This is a genomic window from Streptomyces sp. OR43 (assembly GCF_008042275.1).
GTDB lineage: Bacteria > Actinomycetota > Actinomycetes > Streptomycetales > Streptomycetaceae > Streptomyces.
In genome coordinates, this window is the sequence record NZ_RDBK01000022.1 from 355,105 (window position 1) to 370,102 (window position 14,998).

Sequence of the window (14,998 nt, forward strand, 5' to 3'; positions counted from 1 at the left end):
GGGTCTCTCACGGCGAGGGCGATGACCGGGACGAGGGGCGCCACGCGGCCGGCCAGGTCACCTCCCGGGCGACGGCTCCCGGCACGCCCCCGCGCACCCGCCTCACCCCGTCGCGTCCGACACCGTCCGGGCGCGCCCCCTGTCCCGTACCGCGTCCGCCGCCGTGCGGAAGCCCGGTGCCGAGGGTCCGGGCTGCGCCTCGGGGGCTGGGCGCTGCGGAGACGGCACCGGGCCGCCGGGCGTGGAGGCCGACGCGTGGGGTCGCCCCCTACGGCGTGGGGCCTTCCTCTCACGGCGAAGGGTCTCTCACGGCGAGGGCGATGACCGGGACGAGGGGCGCCACGCGGCCGGCCAGGTCACCTCCCGGGCGACGGCTCCCGGCACGCCGAGGCTCGCCCGAGCGCTTTCCACGTAGCGGCTGCGCGCACTCCGGAACTCCTGGAATGCCTGATCCCAGTTCTGTTCGACTTCCGTGGGTATGCCCCGGGCCAGCGTCTCCAGCCGCCACAGGCAGTGGTCCAGCGTCTTGGACGCCGTGTTCGCCTCGGTGTCGCCGAGGAGCCCGAGCGTCTCGGAGAGGGCGGAACGGCGGGACTCCAGCTCGCCGAGCTCCGTGAGCACATCGGGAGTCGGTTCCAGCTCCACGGGACCCGACACCAGCCCCCGGGCCGCGGCGATCATGTGGTAGCGGGCCGCCAGCTCCTTCACGGCATGGGCGTACTCCGCATAGGCGGTCAAGCGGTGCTCGTCCCACCGCACCGACTGCTGTCTGCGCCACCTCGCCCGCTCGTTCAGACTGCTCACCAGGAAGGACATGAGTGCCCCGAGAGCGACGCCCGCCAAGGGCAGTATCCGGTCGGTCAGACTCACCATGGACCCCGATCACGTAGCGCAGCACCTGCCTGATCATTTCCGCCGCGGCCGGGCAGCGCAACACCCCCTGGGACAGCGGCCGGGCAGCGGCGGGGCAGCGCAACACCCGCCAGGGCCGCGGCCGGGCAGGGCAACACCCCCCCCAGGACAGCGGCCGGGCAGGGCAACACCCGCCAGGGCAGCGGCGGGGCAGCGCAACACCCGCCAGGGCCGCGGCCGGGCAGGGCAAAACCCCGCAAGACAGCGGCCGGGCAGGGCAACACCCGCCAGGGCAGCGGCCGATGGCTGCCGGACCCGCCCACGGGCCGGTGGCCGGCCTACGCCGAGTCGCGGATCACCAGTGCCGGTTCGAAGATCACCGATGTCGTCGCTCCGTCCGGTTTCGACAGCCCGTCGATCAGCAGCCGGGCCATCTCGGCGGCCATCGCCTCGACCGGCTGGCGGACCGTGGTCAGCGGCGGCCGGCAGGCGGACGCGGCGCTGCTGTCGTCGAAACCGATCACCGCCACGTCCTCGGGCACCCGCCGTCCCTGTTCCCGCAGCACATGGCAGGCGCCCGTCGCCATCAGGTCGTTGGCCGCGAACACCCCGTCCAGATCCGGGTGTTCGGCCAGCAGTCGCTCCATGGCGGCCTCGCCGCTCTCCTGGGTGAACTGTCCTTCCGCGATCGGGATGTACGGATGTCCGTGCCGCGCCATCGTGTCGCGGAAACCGGCCAGCCGGTCCTGCCCGGCCGGTACGTCGAGCGGCCCGGTGATGGTCGCGAGGCGACGGCAGCCGCGGGCCAGCAGATGTTCGGCGGCCAGCCGCGCACCGTCCTGGTGGGCGAGGTCGACATAGCTGATCCGGACCGGCCGCGCGGGCCGCGCGTACAGCACCGCGGGCAGTCCGGCGTCCGTGAGCATGCCGGGCAGCGGGTCCTCCGCGTGCGTCGAGACGACGAGCGCGCCGTCTGCGCTGCCCTGGCGCAGGAACGAGACCACGTCCTCACGGGCCCGTGACGTCTCGGCGAACATCAGGACCGGGTGCATGCCGCGCGGCCGGAGGTAGTTGACCACTCCGGTCACCACCCGGCCGAAGAACGGGTCGGCGAAGACCTGCGCGGTGAAGGACGACCCGCTCTCCGGATCGGCCGTGTCCGCGGCCGAACCGCCGTCGGACGGTTCGGGGTCGACGCCGGCGCCCGACACCACCAGGGCGATGGCGTCGGTGCGCCGGGTCACCAGGGAGCGTGCCGCGCGGTTGGGCGCGTAGCCGGTGAGGGAGACCGCCCGGCGCACGGCCTCCTGGATCACCGGGTCGACATTGCGTACGCCGTTGATCACCCGGGAGACGGTGGCGCGGGAGACACCGGCCGCCCTCGCCACGTCCTCGAGGGTGGGTGTACCGGCCGATCGTGGAGCATCCGTCATGAGCGCATTTATAGCATCAGCGGAGAGCGCTCTCCAGTGCGCTCCGAGCCTCGGTCGGTGCCCGTTCCGGCCGGGCGCCGTGACACGGCCGCCGTGAGCGTCGCGCGGAGGGGCAGATCGCCCGCCGAACGGCCGCCCAGCAGGGCGAAGTCGCCGGCCTCCGTCTCCCATCCGTGACGCACGGCCGACCAGTGTGCCAGGGCGCGCCCGGAAACCCGGATCACCGCGACCGCACTCTCCCCGGGCTCCGCCCCGACCGCTGCGTACCCGATCAGGCGCCGGGCCGGACGCTCGACCGCGGAGCCGTTCCTGGCCAGATAGAGCTGGACCACCTCGCGGCCGCGCCGCCGCCCCGAGTTGCGTACCCGGACGCGTACGTCGAAGGCCTCGCCGGCCCCGACCGTCCCGGGGGCCGTCAGATCCTCGTACTCCCAGCTCGTGTACCCCAGCCCGTGGCCGAACCAGTAGGCCGGAGCGGTCCCGGACCGCAGCCAGGCGGCATAGCCGATGTGCAGGCCCTCCTCGTAGTGCAGCCGCCCGTCGGGCGCGGGGGCGGTGCCGAGCACCGGTACGTCGTCCTGGGCTGCGCCCCAGGTGGTCGGCAGCCGGCCGCCCGGCTCCGCCCGGCCGAACAGGACATCGGCGAGTCCGCCGCCGGCCTCCTGTCCGGGAAACCAGGCGAGCAGCAGGGCGGGAACCCGGGCGTGCCAGGGCAGGGCGACCGGACCGCCGGAGTTCACCACGACCACCGTGCGCGGATTGGCCCGTGCCACCGCCCGTACGAGAGCGTCCTGGCCGTCGGGCAGGTCAAGGCCCTCGCGGTCGTGACCCTCCGACTCGCTCTCCTCGGTCGTGCCCACGACCACCACGGCGACGTCCGCGGCGCGCGCGGCGCCCACCGCCTCGGCGAGTACGGAGGCGGCACCGCCGGCGGGAGGGGCGGCGGCGAGGACCGTCGCCACACCGGAACCGGGGGCCAGCGCGCGCCGCGCCACGACCTCCACCTCCTCGCCCGCGACCAGTTCGGCCGGTGCGGGGTGCAGGGGCGGGGCGACGTGGACCCGGGTCGGATCGTCGCTGTCCACCGGGAACGTGCCGGACAGCACGACCTCGCCACCGACGGACAGGGAGACCGCTCCCCAGCCCCCCACCGCCCAGGTCCACACGCCGCCCACGTCGGGGCGGACCAGGGCCCGGATCTCCACGGCCGCGGCACCGTCGACCACGACCGAGGGTTCCACGATCCGGCCGGACAGCCGGTGCTCGGCATGGAGTTCGCCGCCGTCCGCGTCCAGCAGCCTGACGAGCACGCCCGGTGCTCCGGTGCGAGGATCACGCGAGTTTTCCGGGGCGAGGGGGAGGGGGCGGCCGGACGGTGGCAGGCCCCGGTGGTGGGTCACCTTCGCCGAGCCGTCGAGCGCCGCCCGGATCCCGGCCAGTGGAGTCACCACCGTCTCGGGGAACACCTCCGCGCTGCCCCCGCCCTGAATGCGCACCGCCGTGGCATGCGGGCCGATGACCGCGACCGAGCGCAGCTCCGTACGGTCCAGCGGCAGCAGGTCCCCGTCGTTGCGGAGCAGCACCGTACCCGCGGCGACGGCCCGGCGCAGCAGTGCCCGCTGGGCGCCGGGCTTGATGACGGGCCGCCGCACGGACCGGGGCGCTCCGAGGGCGCCCACCTGCCCGGCGAGCCGGAGCAGCCGCCTCACCTTGTCGTCGACGGCCGCGCAGGAGACCAGCCCCCGTTCCAGCGCGGTGAGCAGGCCCGCCGCCCAGGGCCCGTCCGGCCCCGGCATCGCCAGGTCCTGTGCGGAGCGCGCCGTCTCCAGGAGCGTGCGCACACCGCCCCAGTCCGAGACCACGGGCCCCTCGAATCCCCAGCCCTCCTTGCCCTCCTTCAACGGGTGCTCCAGCAGCGGGGAGGCGGACATGGTGACACCGTCGACCTTGTTGTACGCGGACATGACCGCCTGGACGCCGGCCGCCACCGCCGCCTCGAAGGGAGCGAGATAGAGCTCGTGGAGCGTCTGTTCGTCCATGTGGACGTCGACGCCCAGCCGGTCCGTCTCGGCGTCGTTGGCGACGAAGTGCTTGGCGGTCGCGGCGACCCCGCCGGACTGGATGCCCCTGATGAGTGCCGCGCCGGTCCGGCCGGTGAGGAGCGGGTCCTCGGAGAAGCACTCGAAGTGCCGGCCGCCCAGCGGGGACCGGTGCAGATTCAGGGTGGGGGCGAGGAGTACGTCCACGTTCTTGCGCCGCGCCTCCGAGGCGAGCAGCGCGCCGAGATCCGTCACCAGGTGCTCGTCCCAGGAGGCGGCCAGTGCGGTCGGGGAGGGCAGGACGAGTGATGTCTCGCGCTCGTCCCAGGTCTCGCCGCGTACCCCGGCGGGGCCGTCGGAGAAGGTGAGGGCGCGCAGTCCCACAGCTGGTTCGGCGTGTGTGCGCCAGGTGCTCGCACCGGTCAGCAGGCGCACCTTCTGGGCCGGCCCGAGCTTCTCCAGCAGCGGATCGATCTCTTCGTCCCTCATGACGGTCATGCCCCTTCAGTCCGCGCACCGAGTCGGGAGAGCGCTCTCCCGGCGCCAAGCGTCGCTGTCCGGCAGTGACCGTGTCAATGGGGAACGGGTCCGCAAGGGCCGGGTGCGGCCCGTGCCGTGCCGGTGGCCGGAACTCGCTGTGCTCTTGTCATCACGCGTTGTCTGCACATAAGTTGACCGCTTGCGACGTGTCCTACTGCCTGTGGGGGAGCCAAGTCATGGCCGCGAACGGACGGCACCGCAGATACCAGCCGAGCCGCATCAACCGTGTCTCGCTCACGGTCACGGCGGGCGGCGCGGGCATCGCCCTCCCGCTCATCACCGCGGCGTCGGCGGGCGCCGCGTCAGGTGACGTGTGGGACAAGGTCGCCGCGTGCGAATCCACCAGCACCTGGGACATCAACACCGGCAACGGCTACTTCGGCGGGCTGCAGTTCACCCGGTCGACCTGGGCGGCCTACGGCGGTACGGAGTACGCGCCGCGCGCGGATCTGGCCACCAGGGACCAGCAGATCGCCATCGCGGAGAAGGTCCTGGAGGGGCAGGGACCGGGCGCGTGGCCGGTCTGTTCGGGGAAGGCGGGCCTGACGCGGGGCGGTGACGGACCCGATATCAGCCCGCAGTCCGAGCGAACGGCCGAGGTCGCGACGCCGAAGAAGGCCGCGCCACGTGCCTCCGCTTCGCGGACTGCCGGGACGAAGAAGGCCACACCCACCACGGTGCCGGGCAAGCGCGACTCGTACACCGTGGCGCGCGGGGACTCGCTCTCCGGGATCGCGGCCGAACGGCGCCTGGACGGAGGCTGGCAGCGGCTCTACTCGGCCAACCGCAAGGTCGTCGGCGACGACCCGGACCTGATCTTTCCGGGCCAGCGGCTGAGCCTCGACCTGGCGGAGACCCCGAGGACGGTCAGGGGCGCCGCTCCGAAGACGGATGCCGCGTCGCAGCCACGGGCCAGGGACGTCAGCAAAGCCAAGGACGTCGGCAAAGCCAAGGAGACGCCGAAGAGGACGGCACAGCCGGAGCGCGAGCAGGCGGTCCGGCCGGCGCAGCAGGCTCAGCCGAAGCCGACGGTCCGGCCGAAGCAGACGCAGCAGCCGAAGCAGACTCAGCAGGCGAAGCCGAAACCCAGGAAGACCGAGACCACCCACAAGACCGAGACCCGCAAGACCGAGCGCGTGGAGAAGCACTCCGGGCTCACCGCTCCGGTGGCGGCCCGCACGGGCACCCCGTACCACCAGTCGGGCTCCTGGTCCAGCGGCTACCACACGGGCGTCGACTTCCCCGTGCCCACCGGCACTTCGGTGAAGGCGGTGGGGGCCGGAACGGTCGTCTCGGCGGGCTGGGGCGGAGCGTACGGCTACCAGATCGTGATCCGGCACAGCGACGGCAAGTACAGCCAGTACGCGCACCTGTCGTCGCTCCTGGTGCGTTCCGGCCAGCACGTGGGCGGAGGGCAGCGCATCGCCCGCTCCGGCTCCACCGGCAACGTCACGGGGCCGCACCTGCACTTCGAGATCCGGACAGGCCCCGACTACGGCTCCGACGTCGACCCGCTCGCCTACCTCAGGGCGGGCGGAGTCAAGGTCTGAGTGCCCAGCCGGTCACCGGCCGCGGCGGCGGAGGCGGAGGCGGTGGACCCCGTGGAGGACGCGCCCTTGCGTGCGCCGCCGGGCGGCCGCGGGTCCGGTCCGAACTCCGCCTGACCCACCCGGCGCTCCAGTGGCTTCCGCACGGTCATCGGCAGAGGTGCGGGAAACGTTTCCGCGGCTGCCGCCGGCGTCGGTGGTACGGATTCGGGAAAGGCCACCACGGTCGGGGTCGTCGACCGGACCGGCCGGGGCACCGTGCCCGCCGGGCCGTTCGGTGCGCCCGCCGGGTCCGGCGAGCCGGCGGGCCCGGCGAAATCCGCCGCGTCCTCGCCGGATGTGCCGAGGGGCAGGGTGTCCGGCGGACGTGCGGCGGCGGTCGTGCCACTGGACTGCCGGCCCGCTCGGGCGCCGTCCCGAGTCCGCTCACTCACGGTCGCGCCACTGGACTCCTGGCCCGCTCGGGCATCGTCCCGCGGACGCGCGCCGACGGCGGTCCGCCGGCCCTCGCGGCGCTCCGCGCTCATCCGCTCCGTGGTGAGCATGATCAGCCCGCCGGCCGCCACGGCCCCGCAGGCGAGGGCGAGCAATGTGCCGGCGGTTCCGTGCCGGAACTGCTCACCGAACAGCGTGATGCCGACCGCGGCGGCCACCACCGGATTCACCACCGTCACCGTGGCGAGCGGTGCCGTCAGACCCGCGCCGCGGTACGCCGACTGGGACAACAGCAGCCCGGCCCCCGCGAGCGCCGCGATCACGAGCAGTGTCGGCAGACCCGCGCCCACCTCGCCCGAGGTCCACTGCATGGCCACGGTCTTCGTGAACACGGAAGCGATGCCGAAGGCGACACCTGCCGCTCCGGCCAGGACCACGCTGCGTATCACCGGCCGGCGCATGGCCTTGGCGACCAGCATCAGCGCGGCCACCGCGCCGAACGTCACGATCGCGAGCATCAGTTGCTCGGGCCCGCCGAGGGACTGCGCGTCGGACCCCCCGGTCAGCGCCAGCAGTCCGGCGAGCCCCACCGTCGCCATGAGCGCGCCGCGCCAGGCGGTCGCCCCGGCCCTGCGGCGTACGAAAAGGGCGGCCATCGGCAGGGCGAAGACGATGGTCAGGGCGCCCAGCGGCTGTACGAGGCTGAGCGGGCCGTAGGCGAGGGCCACCACGTGCAGGACGGCGCCCACGCCGTTCAGGGCCACCGCGGCCCACCAGACCCGGTTGCGCAGAGGTGCCAGTGAGCGGCCGTCGGAGGCCGTGGCCACGCGCTCCTGGACGATCGCCCCGGCCGCGTAGGCGACCGCGGAGACCAGTGACAGCAGCACGGACAGCGCGAGGGAACTCATGTACCCCACGATCTCCCTTCAAAGCCGCCGCGTCGTCGTCCCTGAGACGGCGATTCGGCCTACTGCTTTGGTAGTACGGGAGTGGTCCCGGTGTCCTCCTCCCGACGGTAGTCCTCCTCGCGGCCGACGTCAGAACGATCATCCCGCACGGATACGGTGGACCGCGAGCCGCGGCACTGCCGGTGCCCGCGGCATCACACCGGGTGGCCGGAGGAGCGGGGGCGGCAACGCGATGGACGGGGACGAAGAGGCCGGTCCGGGCGGGTTCTTCGCGTTGCGGACGGCCCCGGTGCCCGCGGGCGGGCATCGTGCGCTGGCACGGTTGTACGCGGGAGAGGACGCGGCACTCACGGGCCGCATCGACACCGTCGCGGCGCGGCTCGGGACGACGGAACGGCGCGTCGCCGCCTCCGTCGCGCATCTGGGCCTGGCCGCGCGGCTGTGGTCCACGGCGCTCGGGCCCGCGGTCCTCTCCGGCGGCGTTCCCGCCCTGCGGGCCGAGGACCTCCGCTGGGACCCCCGGCTGCCCGCCCCGGACGATCTGTGGCATGACGGACGAACCGTGCTCCCGGGCTCGGCCGCCGGGATCCGGGACGTCGTCCAGTACGGCCATCTCGTCCCGCTCGGTGACGCGGTGCGCCGGGACACCCCCGTGCCGCTCGGGCTGCTGTGGGGCAACGCCGGATCCGCGCTGGCGGGGGCCGTGCGTCAGCTGATGGTGTGGGCGCGTACCCACGGCAGGACCGACGTCGCCGCGCGCACCCGCGCCCTGGCCGCCGAACTCTTCGACCACCCGGATCTGCGCGGCACGGGCGCACCGCACGGACCCGCTTTCCGCCGGAGCACCTGCTGCCTCTACTACCGTGTGCCGGGCGGTGGTCTGTGCGGCGACTGCGTCTTCGACGAGGCGCCCCGCCGCTCGCCCGGACGTCCTGGCCGGGCAGGCGGAGGCTGAGCACGACAGAGCCTTTCGGGTTTCTCTCGTGAGCGGTTCGGCACGTACGGCGGCGGGTGAGCGGCCGACGGGCTACGAAGTCGAACGGGGAACGGATCCATCTCTGCGACGAGGAGCCCGGGCATGCGGCACGGCACTGGAAAGACGACGGAGGCAGGGCCCGTTCGCCGCCCCGCGACAGTGATCGGTGCGGGGCCGGGGGCTCGCGCTGCGAGGGTGATCGGTGCCGGGCCGGGTGCCCGTGCCGCGAGGGTGGTCGGTGCGGGGCCGGGTGGTGCCCGTTCCGCCAAGGCGATCGGTGCCACGCATGGTTCTTGATCTCGTCATCATCGGGCTGGCCATCAACGCGGGGCCCCTGCATAACAGCGCGTTCATCCTCCTGCTCTCCGCACCCCGTGGCGTACGCAAAGGGCTCGCGTTCGTCCTCGCCTGGCTCGGCTGCCTGGTCCTCGTGCTGGCCGCGGTGATCCTGCTGACCGGCGGCAAGCCGCCCGCCCCTCGCAGCGCCCCCTCCACGGCGGCCCTGGCGCTCAAGCTGGCGCTGGGCATCGGGATGGTGGTCTACGCGGAGAGGAAGCGGCGGCGGGGCAGCCGGCCGCGCCGGTCCCCGAAGTGGCTGTCCCGGCTGGACAACGCCTCGCCGTGGACCGCGGCCGGCCTGGGCGTCGTCCTGCAGCCGTGGGGCCTCGTCGCCGCGGGAGCCGCCACGGTCGTGCAGGCGCACCTGTCCTCCATCGGCTCGTACGTGGCGCTCTTCGTCTTCTGCCTCCTCGCAACCTCCGGCCTGTTGGCGATGCTGCTGTACGCGACGTTCCGGCCCGCGGCGGCCCGGGCGAGGCTGGGCGCGCTCCGCGACTGGACGGAAAGCCATCAGGACCAGGCGATCGTGACGCTCTCCCTGCTGGCGGGCCTGTGGCTGGTCGCCAAGAGCCTCTACCAACTCGTCTGAGCCGCCTCACCGTCACGGGGCTTTCGGGCATGCCGAAGGACGGCGTGGTGATCCGGTCCGCGCCGTCGTTCAAAGGGCTCTGACGTGGGCTCTTCCGGAATCCCTCCGCTTCGCACCGGGGCTTGTCATGGACCTGGACAGCGCCGCATCCGACGTGCTGTCATGCCAACTGCCTTTCCTTCCAACGTTGTACATCGTGTTGCAACGAGCCGCCACCCTTCCTCACCAAGGAGGATCCGTGCGCATCGACAAGAGACTGATTCTGTTCCTGGCAGCTGTCGTGGGAGCTGCCGGAATGTCCGCCGTACCCGCCGCTTCGGCAGCCGGCCAGGACCCCGCAGCCCCCTCGGACGTGCAGGGGCTGAAGGGGGAGTACTACACCCAGTCCGCCCCCGGGGCCTTCGACTTCGGGACGCTCAAGGCCACCGGCTTCGACCCCTCCATAGACTTCCCGACCCTGGAGTCGCGGCTGAGCTCCGCCACCGGGCAGGCCGACGACGCCAGCATCCGGTGGACCGGGAAGATCGTCCCGGAGAAGTCCGGCGCCCATACGTTCTCCATGATCGGGGACAACGGCTTCCGCCTCTGGGTCGACGGAAAGCCGGTCATCGACCACTGGGTCGACGACTGGGAGAAGGAACAGACCTCCCAGCCGGTCGAGTTGACCGCGGGGACCGCCTACGACTTCAAGGTCGAGTACTTCGAGCACGAGGGCGGCTCCAACCTCCACCTCAAGTGGACCGAACCGGGCGGCACCAAGGTGCCCGTACCGCAGTCCGCCTTCCGGCTGCCGGACGACTTCGCGTACGACGGCGCCATCGGCGCCACCGTGCTCGCCGACGGCCGCACCCTCAAACTCGACTTCGCCCAGAAGCTCGGCGCCCTTCCGGCCGGCCTGGTGAACCACCTCGACGCCGTGATCGGCGGTGCCGAGTGGCCGCTCGGGGCGGTCCGGACGGACCCGGCCGACCCGCGCAGCCTGACCGTCGCCCTCAAGGAACCGGTCGTCGGGAACAAGGCCGGTGACGCCAAGGGCCTGGCCGACATCCGCTACGACGGGGACGGCGCACTGGCGGGCGAGGACGGCACGCGGGTCGGCGCCTTCTGGTCCAGTGGGCCCAACCACTCCACGTACCAGCTCCGCACCGCATGGGCCGATGAGGTCGGACCGAAGAACGCTCTGCCGGAGTATCCGCGTCCGCAGCTCACCCGCGACAACTGGCAAAACCTCAACGGCTCCTGGGAGTTCGCCTCGGCCAAGGCGGGGGAGCGGCCGCCGGTCGGCAAGAAGCTCGGCGAGAGGATCCTCGTCCCGTACCCGGTCGAGTCGCAGCTCTCCGGCATCGAACGGCACGAGGACCGGATGTGGTACCGCCGGACCTTCACCGTCCCGAAGAACTGGAAGGTCGGCTCGGCCCAGCGGCTCCAGCTGAACTTCGGCGCCGTGGACTGGCAGTCCGAGGTGTACGTCAACGGCCACAAGGTCACCGAACACAAGGGCGGCTACGACAAGTTCAGCGCCGACGTCACCGACGCGCTGAAGCCCGGGCGTACCCAGGAGCTGATCGTCGGTGTCTACGACCCGACCGATGCCAGGGACGGCGAGAACCCGCCGATGGGCAAGCAGCGCCTGGACCCCAGCGGTATCTGGTACACCCCGTCCTCCGGCATCTGGCAGACCGTCTGGATGGAGCCGGTCGCGGCCGACCACGCGGACTCGCTGAAGCTCACCCCGGACGTCGCGGGCGAGAGCGTCGCCGTCGAGGTGCGCGGAGTGCGGGACGGTGTGCCGGTCACGGCGACCGCGTACGACGGCAGGCGCAAGGTGGGTACGGTCACCGGGCGGACCGGTTCGGCCCTGAAGGTGTCCGTGCCCGACCCGCACCTGTGGTCGGCGGAGGATCCGCACCTCTACCAGCTCAAGGTCACGGTCGGATCCGACCGGGTCGGCAGCTACTTCGGCATGCGGTCCGTCGCCGTCGAGAAGGTGAACGGCACCCCGCGCACCATGCTCAACGGCAAGCCGGTCTTCATGATGGCCACCCTCGACCAGGGCTTCTGGCCGGACGGGCTGCACACCGCTCCCACCGACGAGGCGCTCGCGTACGACCTGAAGATGCACAAGGCGATGGGCTTCAACTCGGTCCGCAAGCACATCAAGGTCGAGCCCGACCGCTGGTTCTACTGGGCGGACAAGCTGGGGCTGATGGTCTGGCAGGACATGCCGGCGATGAACACCGTCAACCCGTCGGCCGCCGCCCGCGCCGAGTACGAGCACGAGATGAAGGAGATGATCGACGAACACTCCAGCCACCCGTCCATCGTCATGTGGGTGACCTTCAACGAAGGCTGGGGCCAGTACGATGAGGCCCGGATCGCTGACCAGGCCAAGGCCTGGGACCCGACGCGCCTGATCAACAGCATGTCCGGGATCAACCTGGGTGCCGACGGCGGGACCGGGGACATCATCGACGAACACGGCTACCCGAGCCCCGCGCTGCCGAAGCCGGACGGCCGACGGGCCCTGATGAGCGGCGAGTACGGCGGACTCGGGCTCGCGGTACCCGGCCACGCCTGGGCGGTGCAGCAGTCGTACATCGCGGTCGACCCGGCCACCTACACCGACGACTACCTGGCCAAGCTCGACGAGGTGCACGCGCTGGCCTGCAAGGGCGGCAACGGCGCGGTGTACACGCAGATCTCCGATGTGGAGGGTGAGCTGAACGGTCTGCTCACCTACGACCGCAAGGTCGTCAAGCCCGAGGTGAAGCGGGTCCACGACGCCCAACAGGCACTGATCCGCGATGCGTCGAAGGACGTCATCGCAGGCTGCGTCTAGGTCCGACCTTTCCAGGCCGCTGTGGTCCGTCCCACGCAGGGACGGACCACAGCGGCCCGTCCGACCCCTTGACGCGGATCAACGGGGAACCAAGAATGATCGCGCTCTGACAACGTTGTCCGAAGGAGTATCCCCATGCACCGGATCCCACGGCCGCGCCTGCGCGGCCCGGCGGCCGCACTCGCCGCCGCCGCGCTCCTGGGCGGTGTCCTCACCACCGGGGCCACGGCCCAGGCCGCGCCCCGGACCGACAGCCGGCTGACCGACCTGGTCAACCCGTTCATCGGCACCCAGAACGAGGGCAACACCTATCCCGGCGCCTCCGTGCCGTTCGGCATGGTGCAGCTCTCCCCGGACACCGGCCACAACACCGGGTACGACTACGGCGAGAACCACATCCGGGGCTTCTCCTCGGTCCATCTCTCCGGCGTCGGCTGCGGGTTGGGCGGCGACCTGCCGACCCTGCCCACCACCGGTGACGTCACCGAGACCGACTACGCGAAGTACGCGGCCGAGTTCAGCCATGACGACGAGAAGGCGAGCCCCGGCTACTACAAGGTCGGGCTCAAGACCGGCATCGACGCCGAACTGACCGCGACGCAGCGCACCGGCGTGCAGCGCTACACCTTCCCGGCCACCGACAAGGCCAACGTCCTGCTCAACGCGGGCCAGTCGCTGCACAGGACGCTCTCGTCCGAGGTCGAGATACTGGACAACCGCACGGTACGGACCGCGATCACGGGCAGCGGCTTCTGCCAGGGCACCAAGGCGTACACGGTCTACACCGTCACCCGCTTCGACCGGCCGTTCACCACGTCCGGAACCTGGAACGGCGACACCGTCACCGAGGGGGCGAAGAAGTCCTCGGCCACCGACGCCCGCAACGGCGCCTGGCTGCGGTTCGACACCACCAAGGACCGCACCGTCGAGGCCACCACGGCCCTCAGCTACGTCGATGCCAAGGGTGCCGCACTGAACCTCCGTGCCGAGGGCGGCCACAGCTTCGCCCAGGTCGAGCGCGCCGCACAGCGCAGCTGGGAGGACCGCCTCGAAGGCGTCAAGGCCCAGGGGGGCAGCGACGAACTGCGCCGCACGTTCTACTCCTCGCTCTACCGGTCCTTCCTCGCGCCCAACGTCGGCAGCGACGTCGACGGCCGCTACACCGGGTGGGACCAGAAGACCCACCGCGCCGTCGACTCGCACGGGGCGTTCACCTACTACCAGAACTGGTCGCTCTGGGACACCTACCGCACCCAGGCCCAGCTCCTCTCGCTGCTCGCCCCGCGCGAGTCGCGCGACATGGCGATATCCGTCCTGCGGATCGACGCCGAGAGCGGCTGGCTGCCCAAGTGGGGCTACGGCACGGTCGAGACGAACATCATGACCGGCGACCCGGTCACCCCCTTCCTCACCAACGCCTACCAGCAAGGACTGCTGAAGGGATACGAGGAGGAGGCGTACCGCGCGCTGAAGAAGAACGCCGACGGCGTGCCCGCCACCGACTCCGCTCCGGTGGGCCGGGAAGCCAACGTCGAGTACCTGAAGGACGGCTTCGCCCCGTACATCAAGGACCGTCCGCACGCCAAGCCCGGCGACTCCGACTACGACCACGGCGCCTCCGCCACCCTGGAGTACGCCCTGTCCGACGGCATGCTCGCCGAGATGGCCCGCGACCTCGGCCACGACGCCGACGCCGCCCGCTACGACGCGCGTGCCCAGAACTACCGGAAGATCTTCGACGCCTCGACCGGCTTCTTCCGCGCCCGTGACGCCTCCGGCGCCTTCACCGGTCCGGCCGACCCGGCGCAGAGCGAGGGCTTCCACGAGGGCACGTCCTGGCAGTACCAGTGGATGGTCCCGCAGGACATCCCCGGCATGGTCGACCTGATCGGCGGCAAGGACGCCGCCAACCAGCGGCTCGACTCGTTCTTCGCCTACGACAAGCTCCTCGCCGACCCGGCGAAGACCGCGCGCGAGGTGTGGGTCAACGGACCGTACGCGTACTACAACGCCGACAAGTATAACCCGCAGAACGAGCCCGACCTCATCGCCCCGTACACCTACCTGTCCACCGGTCAGCCGTGGAAGACGACCGATGTGGTCCACGCGGCCCTGACGCTCTTCACCAATGGTCCGACCGGTATGACGGGCAACGACGACCTCGGCACCATGTCCGCCTGGATGGTGCTCTCCTCGATCGGTGTCTTCCCGGTCCAGCCGGGCACCGACACCTGGGGCCTGTCCACACCGGCCTTCGAGCGCGTCGACATCAAGCTCGACCGCCGGTACTACCCGCGCGGATCGCTCACCGTGAGCGCGCCCGGGGCCTCGGACACCGACCGCTACATCCAGTCGGCCCGGCTCGACGGTGCGCAGCAGTCGCGCACCTACCTCACGACGGACGACATCCGCGCGGCCCGCTCGCTCACCTTCACGGTGGGCAGCGAGCCGTCGGCGTGGGGCACCTCGCCCGAGGACGCTCCGCCCGCGCTGCGCTGACC

The 14,998-nt window shown here is 71.9% G+C and carries 9 protein-coding genes; 5 read left to right on the forward strand and 4 right to left on the reverse strand.

What is annotated here, in order from left to right; genetic code table 11:
- Window positions 1-306: 306 nt before the first annotated feature.
- The 3 genes from EAO72_RS11440 to EAO72_RS11450 all read right to left on the reverse strand — a co-directional run bounded on the left by EAO72_RS11440 (window position 307) and on the right by EAO72_RS11450 (window position 4,822).
- Entirely contained in the window at window positions 307-873 is a 567-nt protein-coding gene (locus tag EAO72_RS11440; RefSeq protein ID WP_187285004.1) for a hypothetical protein, read from the reverse strand.
- Between the two features lie 317 nt (window positions 874-1,190).
- Window positions 1,191-2,285 carry a LacI family DNA-binding transcriptional regulator gene (locus EAO72_RS11445; protein WP_148017146.1) on the reverse strand — a complete coding sequence of 365 codons (1,095 nt, stop codon included), beginning with the start codon at window positions 2,283-2,285 and terminating at the stop codon, window positions 1,191-1,193.
- An 8-nt stretch (window positions 2,286-2,293) separates the two neighbouring features.
- Complete coding sequence (locus EAO72_RS11450; protein ID WP_148017147.1) at window positions 2,294-4,822, reverse strand: glycoside hydrolase family 3 C-terminal domain-containing protein; 2,529 nt, start codon at window positions 4,820-4,822, stop codon at window positions 2,294-2,296.
- Between the two features lie 218 nt (window positions 4,823-5,040).
- Between EAO72_RS11450 and EAO72_RS11455 the strand changes: the two genes are divergently transcribed.
- Window positions 5,041-6,414: a transglycosylase family protein gene (locus tag EAO72_RS11455; RefSeq protein ID WP_148017148.1), complete on the forward strand. Its 1,374-nt coding sequence runs from the start codon at window positions 5,041-5,043 to the stop codon at window positions 6,412-6,414.
- Here the strand turns inward: EAO72_RS11455 and EAO72_RS11460 are convergent.
- Window positions 6,384-7,763, reverse strand: a complete 1,380-nt coding sequence (locus EAO72_RS11460) for a DMT family transporter (RefSeq protein ID WP_148017149.1) — start codon at window positions 7,761-7,763, stop codon at window positions 6,384-6,386. The genes EAO72_RS11455 and EAO72_RS11460 overlap by 31 nt on opposite strands.
- Window positions 7,764-7,986: 223 nt before the next feature.
- On the opposite strand from EAO72_RS11460, the gene EAO72_RS11465 reads away from it, so the two are divergent.
- The 4 genes from EAO72_RS11465 to EAO72_RS11480 all read left to right on the forward strand — a co-directional run bounded on the left by EAO72_RS11465 (window position 7,987) and on the right by EAO72_RS11480 (window position 14,996).
- Window positions 7,987-8,709, forward strand: coding sequence for a (2Fe-2S)-binding protein (locus tag EAO72_RS11465; RefSeq protein ID WP_148017150.1), 723 nt, complete (start codon window positions 7,987-7,989; stop codon window positions 8,707-8,709).
- A gap of 307 nt (window positions 8,710-9,016) precedes the next feature.
- Window positions 9,017-9,658: a GAP family protein gene (locus tag EAO72_RS11470; protein ID WP_148017151.1), complete on the forward strand. Its 642-nt coding sequence runs from the start codon at window positions 9,017-9,019 to the stop codon at window positions 9,656-9,658.
- 295 nt (window positions 9,659-9,953) lie between these two features.
- On the forward strand, window positions 9,954-12,497 hold the full coding sequence (locus tag EAO72_RS11475) for a PA14 domain-containing protein (protein ID WP_261991430.1): 2,544 nt from the start codon (window positions 9,954-9,956) through the stop codon (window positions 12,495-12,497).
- 135 nt (window positions 12,498-12,632) lie between these two features.
- The gene (locus EAO72_RS11480; protein ID WP_148017153.1) at window positions 12,633-14,996 is read left to right on the forward strand and encodes a GH92 family glycosyl hydrolase; all 2,364 of its coding nucleotides are present in this window, start codon (window positions 12,633-12,635) and stop codon (window positions 14,994-14,996) included.
- Window positions 14,997-14,998: the final 2 nt, after the last annotated feature.